This is a genomic window from Methyloceanibacter sp., from assembly GCF_050726195.1.
In the GTDB taxonomy this organism is placed as follows: Bacteria; Pseudomonadota; Alphaproteobacteria; order Rhizobiales; family Methyloligellaceae; genus Methyloceanibacter.
Map to the genome: position 1 here is coordinate 41,622 of NZ_JBOHJC010000001.1, position 23,682 is coordinate 65,303.

A 23,682-nucleotide genomic window follows, 5' to 3' on the forward strand; every position below is an offset into this window, starting at 1 on the left:
TCGCTCGACGATGATGGGCCCTTGGTGACGGAGCCCTAGCATATTTGGGCAAAGTTCCTCCATATGCCAGGGGGGCTAGCCTTCCGCTCGGGCCGCGCTGCTCACGACGTCCTTGGCCCTCAGGCCCGCGAGGATCTCGTTCAGGTGCTGCAAGTCCCAGACTTCGAGATCGATCAGCATCTCGGTGTAGTCGGCGACCCGGTTGGTCATCTTGATGTTCTCGATGTTGCCGTCCGCCTCTCCGATTACGGCCGCGACCTGGGCGAGGCTCCCTGGTTCGTTCATCAACGTCACGCCGATCTTGGCGGTGAAGCGCTGGGGATTGTCTTCGTCGATGTCCCAGGTCACGTCGATCCAGCGTTCGGGCTCGTCGTCGAATGCCTTCAACGCATCGGCGTGGATGGGGTAGATGGTGATGCCCTGCCCCGGCGTGAGAATGCCGACGATGCGGTCGCCCGGCACGGCGCCGCCCTCGGCAAAGTTCACCGGAAGATCCCCGCGCAGTCCGCGGATGGGAATGCCGGGGGAACCTTCCGCGCGCTCGCGGCCGCTCGACCCCGGCCAGCGAAATTTCAGCCCCATCACTTTGCCAAGCCCGAACCAGCCCTCCTCGGTGCGCTTAACCTCGCGCCGCCGCTTGGGCGCCTCGGAGGACGTCTCGTCGGGGAACACGGCACGCACCACATCGGCCGAGGCGAGTTCGCCGCGCCCCACCGCCGCCATGACGTCCTCGACGGTCTTCTGCGACAGCCGGCCGAGCGCTTGGCCGATGGCCTCTTCGTTGAAGGACTTGCTGCGCCGCTGGAACGCGCGGTCGAGGATCTCGCGGCCGAGCTTGCCGTACTGGGCGCGGACCGCGTCGCGCGTCGCGCGCCTGATGGCGGAGCGGGCCTTGCCGGTGACGGCAAGACTTTGCCAAGCAGCCGGCGGAAGCTGCGCCTTGGAGCAGATGATCTCCACCTCGTCGCCGTTCCTGAGCTGGGACACGAGCGGCATCGGCCGGCCGTTAATCTTGGCACCGACGCAAGTGTTGCCGACGTCGGTGTGTACGGCATAGGCAAAGTCGATGCAGTTCGCCCCGCGCGGCAGCGCGATCAATCGCCCCTTGGGCGTGAAGCAGAACACCTGGTCCTGGAACAGCTCGAGCTTGGTGTGTTCGAGGAACTCCTCGGGGTTGTCGCCGTCGAGCAGCATGCCGACGAGATGGCGCAGCCAGCGATAGGCATTCGAATCCTGCGACGGCACCTTGCTCTTGCCGTTGGCGCCGTTGAGATCCTTGTAGAGGCCGTGCGCCGCTACGCCGTATTGTGCGACCGAATGCATGAGCTCGGTGCGGATCTGCAGCTCGACCCGTTGATGCCGCGGACCGACAATAGTCGTGTGAATCGACTGGTAATCGTTCTGCTTCGGGTTGGAGATGTAGTCCTTGAAGCGGCCGGGCACCGCGTGCCACGTGGTGTGCACCACGGCGAGCGCGTGATAGCAGTCGGGCACCTCCGGCACGACGATGCGGAACCCGTAGATATCGGACAGCTGTTCGAGCGAGATCTGCTTCCGCTCCATCTTGCTCCAGATGGCGTAAGGCTTCTTCTCGCGGCCGGCGACGATGCCCTTGACCTTGGTCTCTTTGAGCTTGGTGGTAAGCGCGTTCTCGATCTCGTCGATCAGGCCCTGGTTGCGTTCGCGCAAGATCTTCAGGCGCTCGACTACGGCGGCATGGGCCTCCGGGTTGAGCCATCGGAAGGCATGGTCCTCCAACTCTTCGCGCAGCCATTGCATGCCCATGCGGCCGGCCAGCGGCGCATAGATCTCCATGGTCTCCTCGGCGATGATCCGGCGTTTCGCCGGCTTCATGTGCCCGAGCGTGCGCATGTTGTGCAGGCGGTCGGCGAGCTTGACGAGCAGCACGCGGATGTCGCTGGAGATGGCGAGCAGGAGCTTGCGGAAGTTCTCGGCCTGCTCGGCCTTCTTGGTGACGAGGTCGAGCTTCTTGATCTTGGTGAGACCGTCGACCAGGGTGCCGATCTCGGGGCCGAACAGGGTGTCGATCTCGCTCCGGGTGACCTCGGTGTCTTCGATGATGTCGTGGAGGAGCGCGGTGGCAATCGTCGCGTCGTCGAGGCGCATCTCGGCGAGGATCGCGGCGACCTCCAGAGGATGCGAGAAGTACGGCGCGCCCGACGCCCGCTTCTGATTGCCATGGGCCTTCATGGCATAGACGTAGGCGCGGTTCAGCATGGCCTCGTCGGCGGTTGGCTGATAGCTCAGCACGCGTTCGACCAGCTCGTATTGCCGAGTTGTCATGGCGCGCTCAGGATATCGTCATTCCGGCGAAAGCCGGAATCTAGAAACGAAGACTGAGCATTGTCGACTGGATACCGGCTTACCTGCCTGCGCCGAAGCGAAGCCCGTCGTGGGCCTGGCGGTTCCAGCCGAATCGCTTCGGCTTCGCGCAGGCAGGCGCCGGTATGACGGTTAGTGAGTCGTTTAGACTCAGCGTGCGCGCGGTCCTGCATTGGAGCCATCCGAAGGAGCCTGGGTCGCCATGCGGCGCAAGAGCTCCTCCTCGGTCATCTTGTCGATCATCGTATCGCTCGACTGATCGTCCTGGCCGAGAACCGGCATTCTCGTCTCCGTCGACAGCATCGGCACGGCTTCCGCCTCGGGCTCATCCACCTCGACATATTTCTGCATCGAGTGGATGAAATCTTCCTTGAGATCATCGGGAGCGATTTTCTTCTCGGCGATCTCGCGCAGGGCGACGACCGGGTTCTTGTCGTTGTCCCGCTGCACGGCGATCTGCGCCCCGGCGGAAATGGTGCGGGCGCGGTGGCTCGCAAGCAGCACGAGCTCGAAGCGGTTCGGAATCTTGTCGATGCAGTCCTCGACGGTTACGCGAGCCATCAGGTGATCCTTTTGAGAATTGGCCGGATTTAGCCCCTATTTATGCAGTTCGTAGGACGCTGGCAAGTCGAAGTGCGCCTAAAGCTTGCGCAGAACCTGGCCTTGCGCGGCCGTTGCGGCTTCCCGCCACAGCTCCCGGGTGCTCCGTTTCAGGACCGGGTGCCGCCAATCCGGGGCAATGTCGAGCAGCGGCCGGAGCACGAAAAGCCGCTCATGCATCCAGGGGTGGGGCAGAACGAGCGGCCTCGGACCAGCCCGCGCGAAGCGCGGATGCCTTCCTCGCCAATGCTTAACGAGCCCTTTGTGGTCCAGAATGTCGATGTCGAGGGTGCGCGGCCCCCAGGGGCTGCCGCCGCGCCGCCCGGCACGGCGCTCGATGCCTTTCAACGCTCTGAGCAGCGCCTCGGGCGACAGGGGCGTGTCGATCAGGGCGACCGCATTAATGTAGGACGGCTGGCTGGCGCGGCCGACCGCCGCAGTCTCATAGAGGCCGCTCACCGCTTCGATGGCGATGCCGGCGTGCGCGATCTCGCGCACAGCGCGCGCGATGGTGTCCGCGGGACTTCCCCACGGCCCGGGATAATTTGCGCCGAAACTTACCAGCGTCTTGCCGCATGTCGCCAATTGCCGAGCGCCCTTGTCATACCTATGTTGTGTGGAAAGCTCTAGTACGTGTTCGTTGTAACTCGACAGCATATTTTCAGTGTTAGGGACTCAAAATGAATTTCTATCCCACCGAGCGCATCGCTCTCTTCATCGATGGCGCCAACCTCTACGCGGCAGCCAAGTCTCTCGCCTTCGACATCGATTATAAGCGGCTGCTGGCACTGTTCCGCAGCAAGGGGCAACTGGTCAGGGCGCTCTATTACACGGCGCTCGCCGAGGATCAGGAGTACTCCTCGATCAGGCCGCTGATCGATTGGCTCGACTATAACGGTTACACCATGGTGACCAAGCCGACCAAAGAGTTCATCGACGCGGCCGGCCGGCGCAAAATCAAAGGCAACATGGACATCGAGCTTGCCGTCGACGCCATGGAGCTCGCCGACCATCTCGACCACATCGTTCTGTTCTCCGGCGACGGCGACTTCCGCTCGCTGGTCGAGGCGTTGCAGCACAAGGGCAAGCGCGTGAGCGTCGTCTCCACCCTTGCCACCAATCCGCCCATGGTCGCCGACGAGCTTCGCCGTCAGGCGGATCAATTCATCGACCTCGCAGATCTCCACGACGAGATCGGCCGCGACCCGGCGGAGCGGGCGCAGCGCGAGCAGCGGCGGCGTCCGGAACCGGGCCCGCTCGACGACTTCGAGCGCGAAGACCTGATCGAAACTTGATGCGCGCCGGCTAGCCTTGCACCGCGCGCGGCGCTAGGCATAGCGGTATGACGCTATCGCCGCCGCCGGAACCAGACCGCGACTGTCCGCTCTGTCCGCGCCTCGTGGCGTTTCGTCACGATAACCAGGCAACACATCCGGACTGGTTCAACGGGGCTGTCCCCTCTTTTGGCGACGCGAGCGCGCGGCTTCTCATTGTTGGGCTCGCGCCGGGCCTCAAGGGCGCCAACCGCACCGGGCGTCCGTTCCTCGGCGACTATGCAGGCGAGCTGCTTTACCGCACCTTGCTGAAGACCGGGCTCGCCCGAGGCCGTCACGATCCGACGTCGCCGGACGCTCTGGAGCTGGTGGACTGCATGATCACCAACGCGGTGCGCTGCGTACCGCCGCAGAACAAGCCGAAGCCCGACGAGATCGCGCGCTGCCGCGCCTTCCTCATCGGCCGCATGCGCGCCCTGCCCCAATTGGGGGTGTTGCTCGCCATCGGCCGCATCGCCCATGACAGTATTATGGACGCGCTGGGGATGCGGAAACGGGACGCTCCTTTTGCCCACGGCGCGCGTCACCCGCTGCCCGGCGGTCTCATCCTTTTCGACAGCTACCACTGCTCGCGGCAGAACACGAATACCGGTCGGCTCACGGAGTCGATGTTCGAGAAGGTCGTCAGCGAAGCCGCCGCGAGCCGCGAGGGCTGAGCACGTGCTCAGCGCCTTGCTGGCGCGAGACAAGTCGGGCATGCTTCTAGCTGGGTCTTTCACGCGTTAGGGTTTCCTCATGGCGGGACTGGAGATCTCACCGTCAAAGGTTGGCTATGTCATCGTCAAGGCGCGCGAGCTCGCGGCAAAGGTGGCCGCGTGGGACGATGGCGCCACCTCCGAGCATGACGCCGACTCGATCCTGGAGTCCTTTTCGGATGACGCGACCCACGCCGAACTGAAGGAGTTCATCCACGATCTCAACGAAGACGAGCAAGTGAGCCTGGTGGCTCTTGCTTGGGTCGGCCGCGGCTCCTTCGGGCCGGAGGAGCTCGACGAGGCGCTCGCCACGGCCCGCACCGAACGGACCGATCGGACCGAGGACTATCTCATCGGCATGCCGCTGCTGCCCGACTATCTGGAGGAGGCGCTCGACCGCCTCGGCTATTCGGTCGAGGACGCCGAGGACGACGCGCTGGGCGACTGATTTTCAGGCAAGCGCAGCGAGGACCTCGCTCGCATGTCCGGCCGGATCCGCAACAGGATAGATGACCCTCTCGATGCGGCCGTCCGCGACGACAAGGGTGAGTCGCTTCAGATAGATCTCGCCGCCGGTTGTGAAAGTGGGTAAAGCGAGCGCCGCCGAAAAGTGGCCTGCCGCGTCGCTGAGCAGCGGAAACGGCAGAGCTAGACGCAGGGCAAGCTCCCGCTGATAGTCGGTCGTCTGTCGGCTGAGGGCAAACAAATCGATCCTGCGCTGCGTGAAGCTAGTGGCCGCGTCGCGGAAACCTTCGAGCTCCGGGGTCGAACCATGCGCGCCAGGGATATCGTCCCAATCAGGTGGGTTGGCACGACCCGGACGCCCGGTCCAGGGATAGACGGCGATGACGGCGCGCCCGCGCAAGGTCGCAAGGCAGATATCGCGTCCGTCGGTTGTGGGCAGCACGACCGGCGGCAAGGCCCTCCCCGTACAAAGATGAACTGCGGCCCCGTCGGCGGCCGGCGGTGGAGAGCCGGTCACCGCCCTACCCCTTCTCGCGCATGAGCCGGCCCTTCTGGCGCTCCCAGTCGCGCTTCTTTTCCGTCTCGCGTTTGTCGTAATCCTTCTTGCCGCGGCCGAGGCCCAGTTCGACCTTGGCGATGCCGCGCGCGTTGAAATAAAGTCGGAGCGGCACGAGCGCCATGCCCTGCCGCTGGATGGCGCCAAGCAGCCGCGCCATCTCCCGCTTATGCAGCAAAAGCTTGCGGCGCCGCGTCGGCGCGTGGCCGTCGCGCGCTGCGCCTGAATATTCGGCGATGTGCGAATTGATTAGATAAAGCTCGCCGCCTTCGTTGGAGGCGTACGATTCCGCGATGGTCGCTTTGCCCGCACGCAACGACTTCACTTCGGATCCGGTCAAGACGATGCCCGCCTCAATCTTTTCCTCGATGTCGTAGTTGAAGCGGGCTTTGCGATTCTCGGCGACGAGCTTGCCGCTCTCGCGCTTCGGCGCCATGACAAGATCCTGCGCTTAGACCACGGTGAGACCGACGGCAACCAGCGCCTCATCGATCTTTTTGCGTGACGCCGCGCTGATGGGCGCAAGCGGCAGGCGCGTCTCGTCGGAGCACAGCCCGAGCTTGAAGGCAGCATACTTCACCGGGCCGGGATTGGATTCCACGAACAAGGCCTCGTGTAGCGGCATTAATCGATCCTGCAATTCGAGCGCTCGCTTGAAGTTGCCGGCAAGGCAGGCGAGCTGGAACTCGGAGCAAAGCGAGGGCGCCACATTGGCGGTGACCGAAATGCAGCCCTGGCCGCCATGGGCCATGAAGCCGAGCGCGGTCGCGTCCTCGCCCGAGAGCTGGACGAAGTCGTGGCCGAGCGCCGCGCGCTGCTGGCTGACCCGCGCCAGGTTGGCGGTCGCGTCCTTCACGCCGACGATGTTCTTAAGCTTGAACAGTCGGGCCATGGTGTCGACCGACATGTCGATGACGCTCCGTCCGGGAATATTGTAGATCAGAATCGGAATGTCGGCGGCGTCGTTGATGGCCTTGTAGTGGAGGTAGAGCCCTTCCTGAGTCGGCTTGTTGTAATAGGGCGTCACTACGAGGGCGCCGTCGGCGCCGGCAGCCTTGGCGTGACGCGTGAGCTCGATGGCCTCGGCCGTCGAGTTGGACCCCGTTCCGGCAATGACCGGCACGCGGCCCCCCGCCGCCTCGATGCACAGTTCGATGACGCGCCGGTGCTCGTCATGGCTAAGGGTGGGCGACTCCCCGGTCGTGCCGCACGGCACGAGCCCGTGAGTGCCCTGATCGATCTGCCACTCGACCAGCCTACGAAAGGCCGCCTCGTCGAGCTTCCCGTCCTTCAAAGGCGTGATAAGGGCCGTGATCGAGCCTTGAAACGGCGGCATGGGCACGGGGCGAAGCTCCTAAACGCAGGTCAGGACGGACCGGCTGTGGAAAAGTTCGGCGGACAATAGGGGCTCGACGTTGAGGCGGCAAGCCGATGACGGGGAGCGATGGCGTGTGCAGAACCGGCGGCCGTGTCCGGCAAAAAGACGTGAAGGACTCGACGTTTAGGCGAATTTTCTCAGGGTGTCTTGAGCTGAGCAGGACCTGCGGCAGTCATTTTTCCGCCGAATTCTTTCAGACATTGTTCAATTTGGGTACACTAGGGTGACTTTTATCGTCGCGGCTCCCCGGTCGGGGGACGTCCTGACCGCAAGACGCAGGTCGTAAACCGGTACCGATCGACGAACATGGAACGCATTCGCGCGCATTCTCTGACATTGCTGGTCTCGTTGGCCTGCCTTGCGCCTTGGGCTGCGGCGGCGGCGACGTCCGTGCCACTTCCTGACCGCAACCCGGAGCGCCCGCCGACGCCCGCCCAACAGGCGGCGGCTACGCCTGACGCGCAGCCCCTAACGCCGGACGCTGCGCCGAGCGCCAAGGAAGCCGCACCCAGCGCTACGGAGGCCGCACCATCACCCACCGCGCCGGAGCCCGTCCCCGCCGACAACGAAACGACCGTAGCGGCCATTCCCGAGCCGGAGCGCAATCCCGAGAAACCTGCTTCGCAAGCAGGGGCGCCCGTGGAAGAAGCTGCAGCGCCCACGCCGGTCAACGTGCCGCTCCCCGACGTCAATCCCAATCGCGGGCTACCGATGAGCCCGCCCGCGCCTCAACCGGCGCTCAACTACTCCGCGATCCTGAAGCCGTTACTGTCCTATGACCTCAGCGCGGCGGACGAGGCCAATCTCAAGATCGTCGCCCACGGCAAAGGCAATGTCGACGCAACGACCGCCAAGATTTCGGACACCGCGGCACGCGCTTTTGCGCTGTGGTACCGCTACAAGCACAACAAGAGCACGACGCTGAGTGCCGAGGCCGTTGAGCGGTTTCGGCTGACCCATCCTCATTGGCCGGGCCAGGATGATCTCCGCGAGAAGGCCGAAACATCTCTGTTTCTCACCGACGCCTCGCCCGAGCAGGTTAAGCTGTTCTTCGGTGCCTCGGACCCCCAGACCGGCGCCGGAAAGGCCGCGGTCGCCACCGTCTACCTGAAGGAGGGCAACGAGACGGGCGCCAAAGAGCTCGTCGTCTCCGCGTGGCGCGACCATATGCTCAATGAGGACGTTGAGAAGAAAATCCTCGACAAGTTCGGCAGCATGCTGACGGAGGAGCACCACCGGGCGCGCATCGATCGTTTTCTCTATCCGGACAAGGAGTCGCTCGCGGCAGACGCACTGCGCATCGCCAAACTGCTTCCCGCTGACGAGCAGAAAAAGGTCGCGGCCCGCGTCGCCGTGCTTAAGCGCGGCGGCAATGCCGGCAAGCTGCTGGACGCTCTGCCCGACGACGCCATCAAAGCCGACGTCGGGCTCCGCTTTAACAACATTCAATGGCTGCGGCGCACCAAGGACAAAGACCAGCGCCTCATCGCCTTCAAGCTGTTGCTGGATGCCCCGCAGGAGCCGAACGTCCTACTCGATCTCAACGAGTGGTGGGTCGAGCGGCGCATCAATGTTCGCGCCGCGCTCAGCGACGGTCATCCCCGCACGGCCTACGAGATCGCCGCAAAGCACGGCCTCGCTTCCGGCGATTCCTTCATCGAGGCGGAGTACTTGGCGGGCTGGATCGCGTTGCGCTTCCTCAACGAACCGCACACCGCGTTGCGCCACTTCCTCGCGCTCCGCAAGGCGGCTACCAGCTCCAAGAACATCGCGCTCGGCGAATATTGGCTCGGCCGCACGGCGCTCACCCTCGGCGACCGCGGTTCGGCCCTCATCCACTTCCATGGCGCCGCCAAGTACCCGCAATATTTCTACGGTCAGCTCGGCCGTCAGGCGCTTGATCCCAGGCCTGCCCGCCTAGAGGTGACCTCCACGCCAGTGCCGACGCAGGCCGATATCGACCGCTTCATGGCCCACGAAGGCGTGCGCGCCATCGGCATTGCCCGCGCCGCCAACATGGACTGGGTCACGCCGCAGTTCTTCTTCGCCATGGCCCGCACCTTGGATAGCGCGGCCGAGGTGGTGCTGCTCGCCGAGCTCGCCAAAGCCATGGACAAGTGGCAGATCGGCCTGCGCCTGGCGAAGATCGCCTTCAATCGAGACCTGCCTCTCGGCGACTATGCGCTCCCCGTAGGCGTTATGCCCGCGTTCAAGAGCCTGCTCGAGGAGCGGGTCGATCCGGCGCTCTGCCATGCCCTGTCCCGGCAAGAGAGCGAGTTCAATGCTTCAGCCAAGAGTCCCGTAGGCGCGAGCGGGTTAATGCAGCTGATGCCTGCCACGGCGAAGGGCGTCGCCCGCCGGTACAAGGTCACGTATTCTCAGGCGCAGCTCACCAACCCTACGTATAATCAGCAGCTCGGCGAGGCGTTCCTGAACGACCTGATCTCAAGCTACAGCGGCTCCTATTTCCTGGCGCTTGCCGCTTACAATGCCGGCCCCGGCCGGGTCAAAGAATGGATGGAGAAGCACGGCGATCCGCGCGACCCCGACGTCGATCCCGTAGACTGGATCGAGCGCATCCCGTTCACCGAGACACGCGAGTACGTCTTCAAGATCATGGAGACGCTTCAGCTCTACCGCTCTCGGCTTTCGGGCCCGGACCAGGCGCTCCACCTCGTTCAAGATCTCAATCGCGGCCGGAAAGTGCCGTCGTCGGAGACAGCATCCGTGGCCGTCATGCCTGCGACGAAAGCGCCCTGACGGAGCGCCCGCCTCCCCGTTTGACTTTTCAAGGCTTGCCCCCTCGTCAACTTTGCTGAACACTGCGGCCGCGCGCGACCCCGCGCGGCATTAATCCGAGCAAGCTCCCAAGGTTGCTTCACTGACGATGCCAGAGCTTGAAGGCAAGCCGTGGCGAGATATCTTCTATGGGTCGTTCGACGACCTTAGACTTCACGCTCGCCACTACCCAGCACCGGACGACCGCTTCCGGAGCGTAATCTGCTTGCCCGGCCTAACCCGCAACGCCCGCGATTTCCACACCCTCGCCACCTACCTCTCGACACATCCGGAGACGCCACGCAACGTCTACTGCCTGGACTATCGCGGGCGCGGGCGGTCCCAGCACGACAGCAATTGGCGCAACTACGTCCCCTATATCGAACTCCTCGACACGCTCGACTTCCTGACGGTGCAAGGCCTGCATCGGGTGGGAGTCGTTGGCACGTCGCGGGGCGGCATCATCGCCATGATGATGGCCGCGTTCAGGCCGACGGCGATGGGGGCCGTCGTCCTCAACGACATCGGCCCGGTGATCGAGACCCGCGGCCTCGCCCGTATCGTCGGCTATGTGGGGCGCATGCCGGTGCCGAAGACCTGGGCCGACGCGGTGATGATCATGCGGGAGATCAATGGCCGCGGATTCCCGGAGTTCAGCGACGCCCAATGGGACCAGATGGCGCGCGGCGTGTTCGAAGAGCGCAAGGGGCGCCTCGTACTCTCCTATGACCGGAAGCTTGGCCGCGCCATTGGGACGGTCGACTTGAGCCGCCCCCTGCCCGACATGTGGCCGCAGTTCGTCGCGCTCGGACAGGTACCCGCCTTCGTGCTCCGCGGCGCCAACTCAGACGTGCTGAGCGCCGAAACATTGGAGACAATGGTCGAGCGCCATCCGAACCTGCGGGCCATGACTGTGCCGGACCAGGGTCACGCCCCCATGCTCCAAGAGCAGGAGCCGGTCGAGGCGATCGGCGCGTTCTTCGCGGTCAACGATTAGGCCAAGCGGAGCGAGCCCTTATTGCGCATCGAGCAACTGCTTGAGCGGTGGGAGTTCGCCCTTAGGCCAGGTGCTGTTGGTATGCGCAAACTCCTTGATGCGCGGCAGGACCTGCGCCGCAAGATCGTGCGGGACGGCCGCCTCCTTCCACTTGATGCTCTCCGACGTGGAAAACAGCTCGGGTAGGTCGCGGCGCAGTTGATAGGAGACGGCAACGGCGGTGCCTTTGTCCGGCGCAACGCCCTCGATGGTCACGGCGAGGCCCGAGAGCGCGACCTTTCCAGATTCGAGCCGGCTCAAGGCCCGGAGTGCGGCGGTCACCGCTTCATCCCAATTCTTCGGTGCGCCGGATGCGACCTCGAGCCGGTCATCGAGGCCCGGACGCTCGAACAATTGGCGCGACAGCTCGCGCAACTGCTTGCGCGAGTCTTCGCTCGGCACGCTGCCCGAGAGGCTCAGCGCATTCACGCCGAGATTGGCAGTGAACACAAACGGGTCGGCGAGCGGGGGCCGCACGTCGACGCTCTTAACAACGAGGCCGGTGGGCAGCGGGCCAGCGAGCGCCTTTTTGAGCTCTATGTAGCTGTTCCCGCTGCGCGCTTCGCCGATCACCCGGAGATTGACATTGAGAAGTTGAACCGAGCCACGCTTAAGATGCGACAGCTGCTGCAGGCCGAAGCTCACTGCGCCGAGCCATTGCTCCTTTGGTGGTCCGCCTTCGACGATGTTAAGCCGGTCCTCCACCGCAAGGTCGGGAAAGTGAGCCTTCACCATGCCGAGCACCGTGCGCCGGTCTTCTTCTGACGGCACGTCGCCGCGTAAGCGAAGGCCGCCCTCGATCCGCGTCGCGGTCCAGACATAGGCGGAAGGTCGATCGTCGTTCTTCGCCGTGATCGGTGTGACGTGGCGAGCAGCCGCAGCCTCGCTCTGGAGGGTGGGGTCCGGGTAGAATCCGGCGCGCGCGCCAAATGCGGCGATCACTGCAAGAAGTGCGACGAGACACACGAGCAGCCACGGCCGGAACTCCAATATGGAGTTCACCACCCCGCTAGCACGGCGCCGCTTGGCTTGGTTGCCTTGTCCGTTCACACCCGTGGTAGCCCCGTCTTGTTGTCACAGCGTCGGCTAGAAGCATGCGCGACACGGTCGCGAAAAGCGCATTGCCCACTGGCCCTTTGGCTTAAGAAGCCTGGAAGGATTGGATCCCGCGCTCTGCGGGCGGTATCTCCCTTGATACTGAGCGTGAAGATGGAACTATAGGACATCGGAAGACACAGTTCCAGGTCACTCTTTATTGCCACAAGACAAATGCGGCAGGCCGCCGCAGCAGACCGCCGGCGTTTACCTTGCAGCCCAACAGGAGAACTGACGACTAGCGGACTATTGGAAGTGATGCGCCAAACCAATAATGCCGATGGCGATGAGATAAATCGCCACGACGTAATTCAGGATGCGCGGCATCAGTAAGATGAGAATTCCGGCGATTAGGGCGATGAGTGGATTGAGCAGGACTGGATCCATGGCTGGCAAAGGTTCCTCCCCGTAATAGGGCCCGCAGGCCCGATTCGTCGCACTGACGAGCGAAGCATAAGCGATCCGCCGGCGCTTGTCCTAGAGCGAAAACCTGGGCCATAAGTCAAACTAAGCCGCATTACTCACCTTCAAACCGGCGCCAGAAAACCTATATACCCGTCTTGCCCTTGCCGTTTTTCACGGCAAAGGGTAGCTGGCTCCGGCCGGGTTTGGGGACCTGGCCGGAAAATCCGAATGCCCAGGGGGGAAAGCAGCAGCAATGACTGTCGACGATCCAGCATTTTGGCTCGCCGTCCTGCAGATTATCTGGATTGACCTCCTGTTGTCGGGAGACAACGCGGTGGTCATCGCGCTTGCTTGCCGCAAACTCCCCCCGCGGCAGCGCGCCTGGGGCATCGCGCTGGGCACGCTCGTGGCCATCGGCCTCCGCGTCGTCTTTACCGGCGCGATCACCACGCTGATGACCATGCCTTATGTGAAGCTGATCGGCGGCCTGCTCCTGCTGTGGATCGCCATCAAGCTGCTGGGACCTGAGGATAACGGCGGCACGGACGAGATCGCACCAGTCAACAACCTCTGGCACGCGATCAAGATCATCGCCATCGCCGATGCGGTGATGAGCCTCGACAACGTGATCGCCATCGCCATGGCGGCCCGGGGCAGCTACGCTCTGCTGATGTTCGGCCTCGCCGTAAGCATTCCGCTGATCATGGCCGGCGCCGCCATCATTCTGTCCCTGCTCGAGCGCTTCCCCATCATCGTCTGGGCCGGTGCGGCGCTGCTCGGCTGGATCGCCGGCGAGATCATCGCCAAGGATCCGCTCATCGCCGGCAGCCTGGATCCGGCGATGGCGCATTCGGCGTGGATAATCGGCGCGACATTGGGCGCGCTATTCGTGCTCGGCGTCGGCCTGGCGCGCCGGCGATGGCGACGCGAGCCGGACAGGGCCTAGCGCGCAGCGCCCTTCCCTGGCTGTCCTTGCGCCTCCACTTGCGCATTGATCTGCGCGCCGAGCAGCACGATGTAGAACGACAGATAAAGCCAGAACAGGAGAATGATCACGGCGCCGAGGGAGCCATACATCCTGTCGTAATTGGCGAAGTTCGACACGTAATAGGAAAAGCCCACCGAGGCGAGCAGCCATACGAAGGTCGCGAACACCGAGCCTACGCTGATCCACTGCCACCTGGGGTTCTTGCGGCTCGGGCCGTAGTGATAGATCACGGCAATCAAGAACAGGGTCAGCAGCGCGAGGATCGGCCAACGCCCGATCTTGACGAGCCTCTCGTAGGCTTCAGGGTGCCCTGCGTCGGCGAACAGGATCGGCACGTAGACGATCGCGAATAGCATGACGACGCCGCCGAGAATGCCGATGATGGTGTAGCCGATCGCACTCAGGTAGAAGCGCAAGAGGCTGCGGCGCTCGGGCTCGCCATAGGCGATGTTGAGGGCGGAGAACATCGCTTGCGTGCCGAGATTGGCGCTCCACAGGGCGACAACGAGGCTAAGCACGAGCCCTCCCCCCAAGGTCTGGCCGGAGGCCTGGGCGATCCTGCGGATCTGATCGATGACGATGTCGTAGGCTTCTTTGGGCAGTACGTCGTCGAGCATGCCGAACTGCCGCTCCACCGTGGCGGGATCGGTCATAAGGCCGAACAACGAGATCGTCGCCGTCAGTGCCGGGAAGATGGCGAACAGCGCATAGAAGGCACAACCGGCTGAAACCACGGAAAGATTGTCGGTCGACGCCTTGCTCACCACGCTTTGTGCGATCTCCCACCATCCCTTAAGGGGAATGTGGTAGGCGGCCATGGCCACAGGCTCCGGCTTGCGATTCATGTCCTTATGAAGGATCGTGGGGCGCCCTGAACACAAGAGGAAATCGTCGGACCCTTAAGGCAGGCTTTCCGTGCGACAGGAGGGGTGGCCGAGTGGTTGAAGGCACCGGTCTTGAAAACCGGCAGACGCGCAAGCGTCTCGAGGGTTCGAATCCCTCCCCCTCCGCCATCCTCCGCCTCCGCTTACGCTACGGCGTGATTGGCCCAAACGAGGTATCCTAGCCGCCTCTCGTTCTGACAGGCCAATCACGGCGTAGCGTTAGAGAGGCGGATGCCACGCCGTAACGAAGTGAAGGCGGGCCATATGCATTATGTCGACATGCTTCAGAGCGTGCCTAACCCTGATCGCTATTATGTTGGTCTTGCGACGAATCTGAAGCGCCGATTCGAGGAGCACAATTCCTCAAAATCGACTCATACGAGCAAATACCTGCCTTGGAAGCTGGTTACATATGTCGCCTTCTCCGATGGCGTGAAAGCATGGAGATTCGAGCGCTATTTGAAGTCTGGTTCAGGAAGATCGTTCGCTAAGAAGCATTTCTAATCCGCCTCCGCCCTCCAAAGCTTTAGCGAAGGAGGGTCGCCGAACTCAAGCGAATGCATGCGGCAAAGAGATGCGCTTGGCCTCCTCGGCAGGCGCCTCGTCGGTCACGACGCTGAACGATACGAACTTATGCGGGCCGAACGAGGTGACGATGGCCACGTCGGTGGCGTCGCGTCCGTGGGCGATGAGGATGCGGCCGATGCGCGGGGTATTGTGCCGGGCGTCGAAGGTGTACCACCGCCCGTCGATATAGGCCTCGAACCAGGCGCTGAAATCCATCGGCATATCCTCCGGCGGAACGCCGATGTCGCCGAGATAGCCGGTACAGTAGCGCGCGGGCACGTTCATGCAGCGGCACAGCGTAATGGCGAGATGGGCGAAGTCGCGGCACACCCCGCGCCGCTCCTGCAAGGTTTCGAAGGCGGTTCTGGCCGGGTTCGCATGCTCGTAGCCGAACGCGATCTCGTCATGGACGAAGTCGCAAATGGCCTGGACCAGGCTGCCGCCCTTGGGAACCCCGCCGAATTTCGACCAGGCGAAATCCGACAGGCGGTCGGTCTCGCAGTAGCGGCTGCCGAGCAAGTACACCAGAGTCTCGACAGGCAGCCGGTCGAGCGGGTGATAACCGCCCGCCGGCGCCCTGGCTTCAGGCTATCCTCGATAAGAAAATCGGCGGAAATCGTCATGTGTCCCGGGGGTGCCTTGACCACATGGCAGATGTTGTCGAAGGCATCGCGGTAGACGGTGGTCGGCAGGTCGGGATGAAGCCGCATGCGGTCTGGCGTGACGAGGTCCGGGCGCCGCGATGGATGCACGCTCAAGCAAAGGATCATCGGCGTCGCTTGTGGACACTCATAGCCGATGGCGTAGCCTGCACGAATTTTCATCATCACCCTCCACGACCCGACTAAGAACTAGGCCGAAGAGCGATCCTGAAGGCTACTTGCGATCAGGTCAAAGCCCGCAAATTGGCTTTTTGGAACCGATCGACAGCACGCCCTCGTCGCCTTGCTCCACACCAAAGAGCAACGCCCGTGCCAATGTGACGATTGGATGGGTAGCAAGTGATTGGGACGCTGCGGCGCTAGACGTTGCCGGGCTTGCTGGCTGGCGTTCGCGTGGCGGGCTGGGGACCGCCGATGAACCAGGAGACGCGCTCGCCCGCCGGCGGGCGCTCCTCCTCTTCATGCCGTTCCGCGGCGCCGGGCGTGCGGCGCGGTGCGGGGCGCGCGCCGTTCATCACCTGGGCGACCGTCCAGATATGCGGCCGCTGAAGGTGGCCGGGGAGCACGGTGCGCGCATCGCCCTCGGCCTCGTAGAGCTGCGCCTGGGTTAGGTTGCGGACCTCGGCCAAGGTCGCGCCGCTGAGGTTGGCTCCGGCGAGGTTGGCGCCCGCGAGATCGGCGCGATCGAGTTGCGCATCGCTCAGGTCGGCGCCCGCGAGGTTGACCCCCTCGAGGCGAGCATCCCTGAGATCGGTATCGGCGAGGTCGGCGCCTTCGAGGCTCGCCCCGGTCAAGGTGGCGAACCGCAAGAAGGCGTGCCGTAGCCGGGCGAAAGCCAGATTGATGGGGCCGCCGTTGATGGGGCCGAGCTGACGGTCGCCGATGGTGAGAGAAATGCCGACGAGGTTCGGGATGACCGATGGGTGCTGCTCCCGCCATTCGTTCCATGGCCTGGGACCGCAGCGCAGCAGCTCGATATGTTCGGAGTCGGCAGACACAACGCACGCCTACAACACTGAACGCAACACGATGCTAAGCATAAAAACCTGTACACAAGGTAAGCGGCGACCGTAATGCAGGGCGGAACTCATCCACAAGAGATTTGCGCGCGCGTAATGGTGCGCTCCATCCGCACGCCGTGCGCCAGCCCGATCGCCTAAGAGTGTGATCGCAAGCCGCAAAAGAGCCGCCCAATGGGACGGCTCTCGCCAGACATTTCAGCTTGACTGTGGCTTACGCGACTCAGCCGCCAATGCGCGCCGTCCCGGAGCGGCCATCGTTGCGCACCCAGCGTACGGCCGCGCCCTGGCGAGTCAGCCGGTAGCAATACTGCTTGCCGTCCATCCAGCTCGTCCATTTCTGGCAGAGCTGATCGTCGGCCACCCACCATTTGCCGGAGTTCGAGGCGCCGTCGCCCTTCGAGAAGCTCGCCGCCACGGTTCCCATTTTGCCGCTCATGCGCCCATTGGAGGCATAGCGGATGGGAAGCTCGAATCCCGAGATGTTGAGGTAGACGGTCTTGCCGCTGATCGCCTTGCGCAGCTCATCGCCCGCAAGCGAGGCCGGCTCCGCACCAAAAGCCGCAGTCGCCGGTAGGGCGAGGCCCGCGGCCAAAAGGAGTGCTCCGATCTTCATCGCTTCCCCATTTTGTCTTGGAACTGACATCTCGGGCATGCCCCGCAATTCTGGTCAATTTGGGGCTAAGCAAAGGGAATTGCGTGTCAACGTTAAGGGACCCGGGAAGCGCCCGCTCAGCCTTTCCGGCCCGATTTCGCTTTGGCCCGCGCCTGGCGCCGATTCCGCGACGCGAGCACATTGATCACCTCGACGAGCGCCGAGAAGGCCATGGCGAAGTAGATGTAGCCGCGCGGGATATGGAAGTGGAAGGCGTCGGCGACCAACGCCGCGCCGATGAGTAGCAGGAAGGAGAGCGCCAGCATCTTGGTGGTCGGATGTCGTTCGATAAAGGCGGAGACGGGCCCCGAGGCGAAATACATGACGGCGATGGCGACCATCACCGCCGCGATCATGACCTCGATATGGTCGGCCATGCCGACCGCGGTGATGATCGAGTCCACGGAGAAGACCATGTCGATGATGGCGATCTGAATGATGGCCGAGGTCAGCGATTGCACGACCGGACCGCTACCGTGCTCGCCGTCCTCGCCTTCAATGCCGTCGTGGATCTCGCGGGTGCCCTTTACCAACAGGAACAGCCCCCCGGCGAGAAGGATCAGGTCGCGCCAGGAGAAGGCGTAATCGCCGACCGTAAAGATCGGCGTCGTCATGTGGATGAACCAGGCGATGAACGCCAGCATGATGATCCGGAAGATCAGGGCCAGCGACAGGCCGATGCGCCGCGCCATGAGCTGCTGATTGCGCGGCAGGCGCTGCACCATGACGGAGATGAAGACGACGTTGTCGATGCCGAGCACGATCTCCATCGCGCTCAAAGCGAGAAAGCTTGCCCAGGCGTGCGGATCGGTGAGGAGGTCGACGAAAGGCATTTGGTGTGGAGTGATGGCGGTGGGACGGTTCGGTCGGGAGCTAATAGCTCAGCAGGCCGCTTGGGTCCATCGCGACATGTGTCACAAAAGCCGACGCAACGACCGGCCGGCGCCGATGCCTGCAAAGTAGGCGGCGGTGGCCAGCAGCGCCACCTGGACCCACAGGGGCGATGGGAAGGGGTTGGCGACGGCGACCGCCGCCACCGCCGCCCAGACGAGTGTCACCAGCCCCGTGAGGAGGCGCAGACGCCTCACCCGGAAGGGGTGCACATAGAGGATCGGCACGAAGGTGAGGACCACGAAGCCCACCACGACGGCGAGCGCGACCGTCGGCTCCAGCCCAAGCACGAACAAGTAAAGCAACACGATGTTCCAGATGGCCGGGAAGCCGACGAAGAACCCCTCCTCCGTCTTGCTGTCCATGTCTGAGACGTGGAACAGGCCCGACAGGAGTATGGCGATGGCCGCGGGCAGCCGGGAAGCCTCGGGCAGAAGGTCTGACTCCGTGAGCACGAAGGCGGGGATTGCTACATAGGTGAGATAGTCGACGATGAGGTCGAGGCGCTCGCCACTGAAGCGCGGCAGGACGGCCTTGACGTCGAACAGGCGCGCCAGCGGCCCGTCGATGGTGTCGACGATGAGCGCGACGCCGAGCCACACGAACATCATCTGCCAGTCGGCCTGGTGGGCGGCACGCAGCGCGAGCAGCGCGAGGACGGCCCCGATCGCCGTCAGGACATGGACCGAGGCCGCGCGCAGGCGAAGGCCTCTCATGGGCGCGTACCCGCCGCAAAGTGCCGCTTAAAACCGGCGCTTGATCTTGCCCAATACGGTGACGTCGCTCTCGGCATCGAAGGTCGTCTGGCCCTGTTGCAGCTCCAATTGCGGCTGCTCCTGGCCATAGAGCAACTCGAGGCCGAAATCGAGCTTCGGCACGCTGTAGCCGAACACTTCCATCTGGTCGGGCTCCGGTGCCTCTATGGGCACCGCCGGGTTGCCAAGGGCCAGGGCTGGCGGCAAAGGGACGCTCTCTCCGGCAGGAGGCGCCCCGGGAACCTCCTGGAAAGCAGACGCGGGTGCGGCGGCGCCGGCGGTCAGCGCAAGGCTCAATGTCGCGATCAGGCTGCGTGACCTGCACATGGCTCGGTCTCGGCCCCCAGGTTGGTCTTGCCAGCGGGCTGATCAACCTCTCAGGTCTATGGTTAACGGCGTGTTAACCTGGAATCTTCGGCCCTTATCAATGCGTTGTCCGGCCATGTTGCATCGGCCCACAGGATGACCGGGGGCGACTCAGGAGCGAGGCCCCCTGTTATCGTCCGGTCATTCGCGGTCCCTAGGATTTCGCGTTTGGCCATCCAAAGAGGGGGATTTCCGCAAATGAAGAAGAATTACGCCTTAGGCGCGGCCGTGTCGGCGATGATGTTTGCCGCGGGCCCGAGCCTCGCCGAGTACATGAACCCAATCGACTTTCCGCAGAAGGGTGATCCGAACGACGTGCAGGTCGTGGTCGAGATTCCCGCCGGCACCTTCACCAAGTACGAGCTCGACGCCAAGACCGGCCTTATCTTCGTCGATCGGTTCCAGTCGATGCCGGTCGTGTATCCCACGAACTATGGATCGATCCCGAGCACGGTCGGACCCGACGGCGATCCGCTCGACGCGCTCGTGATCACACGCCAGCCGATCTATCCCGGCGCGCTGATCCGCGTCCGCCCCATCGGCATTCTGAAGATGATCGATGGCGGCGAGGTCGATGACAAGATCGTCGCCGTGCCGATCTCGAAGGTCGACCCGACCTACGACAACATCAAGACGGTCGACGATCTGCCGGAAATCGAACGGGCCCGCATCGAGCAGTTCTTCGCCGTGTACAAGAAGCTGCCGGACGGGCGGAAGGTCGTGGAGATGAACGGCTATGATGGTGTCAACGCTGCCGTCGACATGCTCACGTCCGGGCTCGAGAAGTTCAAGACGACCGACGTCTCCACCTCCGCGCAGTAAGACAACGCATTTCAGGCTAACGAAAGCTCATCGAGGCGGACCGCCTCGATGAGCTTCCTTTTTGCGCTCAGCCACCGCGCAGTGTCGCCTGGTCCCAAAAAGGGGCCGCCGCCCGGGAAGGTGGGCGGCGGCAGTCAGGCGAAAGGGGATAGTCTTAAATCCTCGTCTTGCTTTACCAGTCCACTTGGGCACGGACACCCACGCCGGTGATCTCGGCGCCGTCGTTGACACCGCCCTCGATCTCCGACTGGCTGACTTGCAGCTTGATCGCCGTGTAGTCGGTCGCCCACCAGTTGAGGCCAAGGAGCCAAGTCTTCTGCTCACCGCACTCGTTACAGTTGACCACGCCGAAATTGGCGATGGCTGCGGCCTTGTCGCTGAGATCGATCACGTCGTAACGGCCGGCGAGTTGCCAGGCGCCCCAGCCACCACTGCCGCCGTAGAACGGGTTCTTCGGCTTGATGCGTTCCCAGACGCCTTCGTCAGCCGCATAGGGACGCATCTCGCCGGTGATGAACCAGCCCGCTTCGACGTACCAGCCGTCATAGGTCGGGTCGATATTATCGGCGATGGACTTGGCACTATTCGCCTCAATTTGCGAATATTCGCCCACCGCATAGAGGGACTTCCACACCACAGCGCCTTCAAGGACGAACATGTCATCCGAATCGGCAAATTGCGGCGTATCGACGAAGCGGTCGGCGAGATGCAGATCCGCGCCGCGGGCGCGATACTGGAACAGCGCGTTCGGCCCCCCGACGCAAAGCGTAGCGCCGCAGTCCCGCAACGTGCCGGCATCGCGATGGCGCCAGCTGCCACCGAGGTGGACAACCGCCGTGTCGTTGTTGATCGGGGCCACAGTCCCGCGAATGGTAAAGGCCGTCTGGTCGGTGTCGAAGTTTTCCTGGCCCGGGATGCCGTTTTCCTCGATGGGCGTCGCGCCATAGTAGCCCGTCTGGAATGACCAGTGCTCGTTGCCCGCCCAGATGCCGGCGCCGATCTGGCGGTCGAGGAAGAACGCGTCGGTGAACGCCGCGCGCTCCAGGAAGGTGATGAAGCGCGAGCTGGTCAGTTGCTCCATGGAGTTGGCGGTCTTGAAGTTACCGACGATGATCTCCGACTTCTCCCAGTTCGCCCAATTGGCATAGGCGATGTAAGCGTCCTTGATGGCAGCGTCGCCGCCGGCAAAATCGATCTCGAACTTGTACTTCCAGTCGTAGAATACGACGCCTTCGACGCCGATACGGGCACGGCGGATCTCGACCGCCGAGATATCACCCTCGCCGGTAATGCTCTCGTCCTGGTCGATGCCGTTGTAGTCCGTCTGCAACCGGCCGCGGACCTTGAACTTGAACTTGCCGTCGGTGCTGGCCAGTTCCGGCGCGCCCTTCCATTTGACCTTGAGGTCGAGACCGCTGCCGCCACCGCCGCTAGAAGCCTGCTGAGCCGCCGCCGCGGCCGCCTTGGCCGCCGCGACCTCTTTCTGCAACTGCTGCATTTGGGCCTGCATGGCCTTCATCGCGGCCTCGAGTTGCTCAACGCTGGCCGCCTTGGCAGCGGTGCCGCCAAAGGAGAGAAGGCCTAGCGCGCTCACGCCGGCAAGCAAATACCGGCTCGTTTTCCGTAGTCCCCCGTTCATGACCCCTCTCCACTGTGTTTAGCGTTGCATCTTTTGTTAATCAGTTCAGGCAGTTAGGAGAATTCGCTGTTTCCCCGGTTCTCCCCGTTAGAGATCGTTCCACCGTGTCGCCACGGCTGGCCAATACCGTTCTATTTCCTGGCCAATGACGCGCTTGTGACAGTCGGACGACGGTGGGGATTTCGTGAGCCAGTGTTGCCCGTCGGCCACGGAGCGGCCCTGACCGAAGCGGGCGCGCCGGGACAGCCCACCAGCGTCCGTGCCCGGATTCTACGCCCTTGATGCGCGGTAAGAATTCCCGCCGAGGGAACTATCCCCTCAATCCTCTGAGCAGGGCTGAGACCCACGGGCCCCCGGTCACATGGCGAGGCCCTTGAAACCGGGCTAGGCTGCGGCCCCGACCATGGCCAGCACGCAAGCAACGAACGGCCCAAAGCCCGAGGAGATTCGTTCCGACGTCGCCGTCGTCGGCGCCGGCCCTGCCGGCATCGCCGCGGCGCTGGCGCTTGCCCATGTTGGCGCGCGCACCGCATTGATTGGCCCGGCTCCGTCGCAGAGCGACGACGCACACCGCGAGACGCGAACGGCGGCATTGCTCGCAAGCTCCGTCGATTTCCTCAAACGGCTCGAGGTGTGGGATGCCCTCGCGCCTCACGCCGCGCCCCTCAAGGCGATTCGCATCATTGATGCCTCGCGCAGCCTGTTGCGGTCTCCGGATGTCACGTTCGAAGCCGCCGAGCTCGGGCTCGAGGCGTTCGGCTACAACGTCGCCAACACCGTGCTGCTCGACGCGCTCTACGCCCGCGCGCGAGAGATTCTGCCCCTGGTGCTCGACACGAGCGCCAAGGAAATTGCCCTCGATGCGCACGAAGCGCGGCTCAAGCTCGGCGATGGCCAGCGGCTCACCGCACGCCTCGTGGCGGGAGCCGACGGGCGCAAGTCGGTCTGCCGTGAAGCTGCGGGAATCGAGACGAGCGAATGGCGCTACGATCAAGGCGCCATCGCCACAAGCTTCCGCCACACGCGGCACCATGACGGCGTCTCGACCGAGCTGCACAAGGAATCCGGCTCGGTTACGACGGTGCCGACGACGGACAAGCTCGCCTCGAGCCTGATTTGGGTCGGGCCACCGGCGGAGATCGCAGACCTCATGGCGGGCCACGCGGCGGGCTTCGCCGTCCGCCTCCAGGAGCGACTGGGAGAGAGTCTAGGCACTATCTCGGACGTGGGACCGCGCGCGGAGTTTCCCGTCGCCGGACTGACGGCGAAGCGGCTCGCCCATAACCGCACCGCCTTGGTCGGCGAGGCGGCGCACATTCTGCCGCCGATCGGTGCACAGGGGCTCAATCTCGGCCTGCGCGACGCCGCGGCGCTGGCCGACTGCGTGGCAGGGGCGCTGCGGCGCGGTCACGATCCCGGCGGCATGGCGGCGCTCTCGGCCTATGTCCGGGCGCGGCAGCTCGACGTGCTTTCGCGCACCATCGGCGTCGACTTGCTCAATCGCTCCTTGCTGACGAGCCTCATTCCGGTGCAGGCGGCGCGCGGCCTCTTCCTGCACGGGCTGAACGCGCTGCCTCCGTTGCGACGTATGATCATGCGCGCCGGGCTCGCGCCGCCGGCTGAATTGCCGAGCCTGATGCGGCCTCAGCCAGCCGGCCTGCGCGCTTGACGCTTCGAGCCGGTTTGGCCATGAGGTTGGGTTCCTAGGGCGCCCCCTCGCCACCCGAAAAAAGCCTGTAGAAGGAAGCC

Annotated in this window: 24 protein-coding genes, 1 tRNA gene and 1 pseudogene; 10 read left to right on the forward strand and 16 right to left on the reverse strand. The window is 63.7% G+C overall.

Annotated features, from left to right (window positions below):
- Positions 1–75: 75 nt before the first annotated feature.
- From ACRECX_RS00240 to folK, 3 genes are all read right to left on the reverse strand, one after another.
- Entirely contained in the window at positions 76–2,304 is a 2,229-nt protein-coding gene (locus ACRECX_RS00240) for a RelA/SpoT family protein (RefSeq protein ID WP_431556801.1), read from the reverse strand.
- A 189-nt stretch (positions 2,305–2,493) separates the two neighbouring features.
- Positions 2,494–2,904 carry a DNA-directed RNA polymerase subunit omega gene (rpoZ, locus tag ACRECX_RS00245; protein WP_431556802.1) on the reverse strand — a complete coding sequence of 137 codons (411 nt, stop codon included), beginning with the start codon at positions 2,902–2,904 and terminating at the stop codon, positions 2,494–2,496.
- A 78-nt stretch (positions 2,905–2,982) separates the two neighbouring features.
- Entirely contained in the window at positions 2,983–3,528 is a 546-nt protein-coding gene (folK, locus tag ACRECX_RS00250; RefSeq protein WP_431556803.1) for a 2-amino-4-hydroxy-6-hydroxymethyldihydropteridine diphosphokinase, read from the reverse strand.
- A gap of 95 nt (positions 3,529–3,623) precedes the next feature.
- Here folK and ACRECX_RS00255 point away from each other — a divergent pair, with 95 nt between their 5' ends.
- From ACRECX_RS00255 to ACRECX_RS00265, 3 genes are all read left to right on the forward strand, one after another.
- Positions 3,624–4,238 carry an NYN domain-containing protein gene (locus ACRECX_RS00255; RefSeq protein WP_431556804.1) on the forward strand — a complete coding sequence of 205 codons (615 nt, stop codon included), beginning with the start codon at positions 3,624–3,626 and terminating at the stop codon, positions 4,236–4,238.
- A 47-nt stretch (positions 4,239–4,285) separates the two neighbouring features.
- Positions 4,286–4,933 carry a uracil-DNA glycosylase gene (locus ACRECX_RS00260; protein WP_431556805.1) on the forward strand — a complete coding sequence of 216 codons (648 nt, stop codon included), beginning with the start codon at positions 4,286–4,288 and terminating at the stop codon, positions 4,931–4,933.
- Positions 4,934–5,012: 79 nt separating this feature from the next.
- The gene (locus tag ACRECX_RS00265) at positions 5,013–5,420 is read left to right on the forward strand and encodes a DUF3775 domain-containing protein (protein ID WP_431556806.1); all 408 of its coding nucleotides are present in this window, start codon (positions 5,013–5,015) and stop codon (positions 5,418–5,420) included.
- 3 nt (positions 5,421–5,423) lie between these two features.
- Here the strand turns inward: ACRECX_RS00265 and ACRECX_RS00270 are convergent, their stop codons facing one another.
- Genes ACRECX_RS00270 through dapA form a run of 3 tightly spaced genes read right to left on the reverse strand, consistent with a single transcriptional unit; the run spans position 5,424 to position 7,329 of the window.
- A complete protein-coding gene (locus ACRECX_RS00270) occupies positions 5,424–5,954 on the reverse strand; it encodes a peroxiredoxin (protein WP_431556807.1) in 531 nt (176 codons plus the stop codon).
- 4 nt (positions 5,955–5,958) lie between these two features.
- On the reverse strand, positions 5,959–6,429 hold the full coding sequence (gene smpB / locus ACRECX_RS00275) for an SsrA-binding protein SmpB (protein ID WP_431556808.1): 471 nt from the start codon (positions 6,427–6,429) through the stop codon (positions 5,959–5,961).
- 15 nt (positions 6,430–6,444) lie between these two features.
- Complete coding sequence (gene dapA, locus ACRECX_RS00280; RefSeq protein WP_431557007.1) at positions 6,445–7,329, reverse strand: 4-hydroxy-tetrahydrodipicolinate synthase; 885 nt, start codon at positions 7,327–7,329, stop codon at positions 6,445–6,447.
- A 432-nt stretch (positions 7,330–7,761) separates the two neighbouring features.
- Here dapA and ACRECX_RS00285 point away from each other — a divergent pair, with 432 nt between their 5' ends.
- Positions 7,762–10,131, forward strand: a complete 2,370-nt coding sequence (locus ACRECX_RS00285) for a transglycosylase SLT domain-containing protein (RefSeq protein WP_431556809.1) — start codon at positions 7,762–7,764, stop codon at positions 10,129–10,131.
- A 127-nt stretch (positions 10,132–10,258) separates the two neighbouring features.
- Positions 10,259–11,146, forward strand: coding sequence for an alpha/beta fold hydrolase (locus tag ACRECX_RS00290; RefSeq protein WP_431556810.1), 888 nt, complete (start codon positions 10,259–10,261; stop codon positions 11,144–11,146).
- 18 nt (positions 11,147–11,164) lie between these two features.
- On the opposite strand, the gene ACRECX_RS00295 is transcribed toward ACRECX_RS00290, so the two are convergent.
- Together ACRECX_RS00295 and ACRECX_RS00300 are read right to left on the reverse strand one after the other, a co-directional pair.
- Positions 11,165–12,235, reverse strand: a complete 1,071-nt coding sequence (locus ACRECX_RS00295) for a hypothetical protein (RefSeq protein ID WP_431556811.1) — start codon at positions 12,233–12,235, stop codon at positions 11,165–11,167.
- Between the two features lie 291 nt (positions 12,236–12,526).
- Positions 12,527–12,667, reverse strand: a complete 141-nt coding sequence (locus ACRECX_RS00300) for a DUF3096 domain-containing protein (protein WP_083239502.1) — start codon at positions 12,665–12,667, stop codon at positions 12,527–12,529.
- 271 nt (positions 12,668–12,938) lie between these two features.
- On the opposite strand from ACRECX_RS00300, the gene ACRECX_RS00305 reads away from it, so the two are divergent.
- Positions 12,939–13,631 carry a TerC family protein gene (locus ACRECX_RS00305; RefSeq protein WP_431556812.1) on the forward strand — a complete coding sequence of 231 codons (693 nt, stop codon included), beginning with the start codon at positions 12,939–12,941 and terminating at the stop codon, positions 13,629–13,631.
- Here ACRECX_RS00305 and ACRECX_RS00310 read toward each other — a convergent pair.
- Positions 13,628–14,518 carry a YihY/virulence factor BrkB family protein gene (locus ACRECX_RS00310; protein WP_431556813.1) on the reverse strand — a complete coding sequence of 297 codons (891 nt, stop codon included), beginning with the start codon at positions 14,516–14,518 and terminating at the stop codon, positions 13,628–13,630. The two genes, ACRECX_RS00305 and ACRECX_RS00310, sit on opposite strands and share 4 nt — an antisense overlap.
- Before the next feature lie 78 nt (positions 14,519–14,596).
- On the opposite strand from ACRECX_RS00310, the gene ACRECX_RS00315 reads away from it, so the two are divergent.
- Positions 14,597–14,686, forward strand: a tRNA-Ser gene (locus tag ACRECX_RS00315).
- A gap of 150 nt (positions 14,687–14,836) precedes the next feature.
- On the forward strand, positions 14,837–15,061 hold the full coding sequence (locus tag ACRECX_RS00320; RefSeq protein ID WP_431557008.1) for a GIY-YIG nuclease family protein: 225 nt from the start codon (positions 14,837–14,839) through the stop codon (positions 15,059–15,061).
- Between the two features lie 45 nt (positions 15,062–15,106).
- Here the strand turns inward: ACRECX_RS00320 and ACRECX_RS00325 are convergent.
- From ACRECX_RS00325 to ACRECX_RS00350, 6 genes and pseudogenes are all read right to left on the reverse strand, one after another.
- Positions 15,107–15,948, reverse strand: a pseudogene (locus ACRECX_RS00325) (transglutaminase-like domain-containing protein).
- A 197-nt stretch (positions 15,949–16,145) separates the two neighbouring features.
- Positions 16,146–16,784, reverse strand: a complete 639-nt coding sequence (locus ACRECX_RS00330) for a pentapeptide repeat-containing protein (RefSeq protein ID WP_431556814.1) — start codon at positions 16,782–16,784, stop codon at positions 16,146–16,148.
- A 244-nt stretch (positions 16,785–17,028) separates the two neighbouring features.
- The gene (locus tag ACRECX_RS00335; protein ID WP_431556815.1) at positions 17,029–17,421 is read right to left on the reverse strand and encodes a hypothetical protein; all 393 of its coding nucleotides are present in this window, start codon (positions 17,419–17,421) and stop codon (positions 17,029–17,031) included.
- A 116-nt stretch (positions 17,422–17,537) separates the two neighbouring features.
- Entirely contained in the window at positions 17,538–18,293 is a 756-nt protein-coding gene (locus tag ACRECX_RS00340) for a TerC family protein (RefSeq protein WP_431556816.1), read from the reverse strand.
- An 81-nt stretch (positions 18,294–18,374) separates the two neighbouring features.
- The gene (locus ACRECX_RS00345) at positions 18,375–19,067 is read right to left on the reverse strand and encodes a CDP-alcohol phosphatidyltransferase family protein (RefSeq protein WP_431556817.1); all 693 of its coding nucleotides are present in this window, start codon (positions 19,065–19,067) and stop codon (positions 18,375–18,377) included.
- Positions 19,068–19,094: 27 nt separating this feature from the next.
- The gene (locus ACRECX_RS00350; protein WP_431556818.1) at positions 19,095–19,433 is read right to left on the reverse strand and encodes a hypothetical protein; all 339 of its coding nucleotides are present in this window, start codon (positions 19,431–19,433) and stop codon (positions 19,095–19,097) included.
- Between the two features lie 237 nt (positions 19,434–19,670).
- On the opposite strand from ACRECX_RS00350, the gene ACRECX_RS00355 reads away from it, so the two are divergent.
- On the forward strand, positions 19,671–20,294 hold the full coding sequence (locus ACRECX_RS00355) for an inorganic diphosphatase (protein WP_431556819.1): 624 nt from the start codon (positions 19,671–19,673) through the stop codon (positions 20,292–20,294).
- A gap of 172 nt (positions 20,295–20,466) precedes the next feature.
- On the opposite strand, the gene ACRECX_RS00360 is transcribed toward ACRECX_RS00355, so the two are convergent.
- Positions 20,467–21,933 (reverse strand): OprO/OprP family phosphate-selective porin, encoded by a 1,467-nt coding sequence (locus ACRECX_RS00360; RefSeq protein ID WP_431556820.1) that lies wholly within the window; start codon positions 21,931–21,933, stop codon positions 20,467–20,469.
- 403 nt (positions 21,934–22,336) lie between these two features.
- Between ACRECX_RS00360 and ACRECX_RS00365 the strand changes: the two genes are divergently transcribed.
- A complete protein-coding gene (locus tag ACRECX_RS00365; RefSeq protein ID WP_431556821.1) occupies positions 22,337–23,602 on the forward strand; it encodes an FAD-dependent monooxygenase in 1,266 nt (421 codons plus the stop codon).
- The last annotated feature ends 80 nt before the right edge of the window (positions 23,603–23,682 follow it).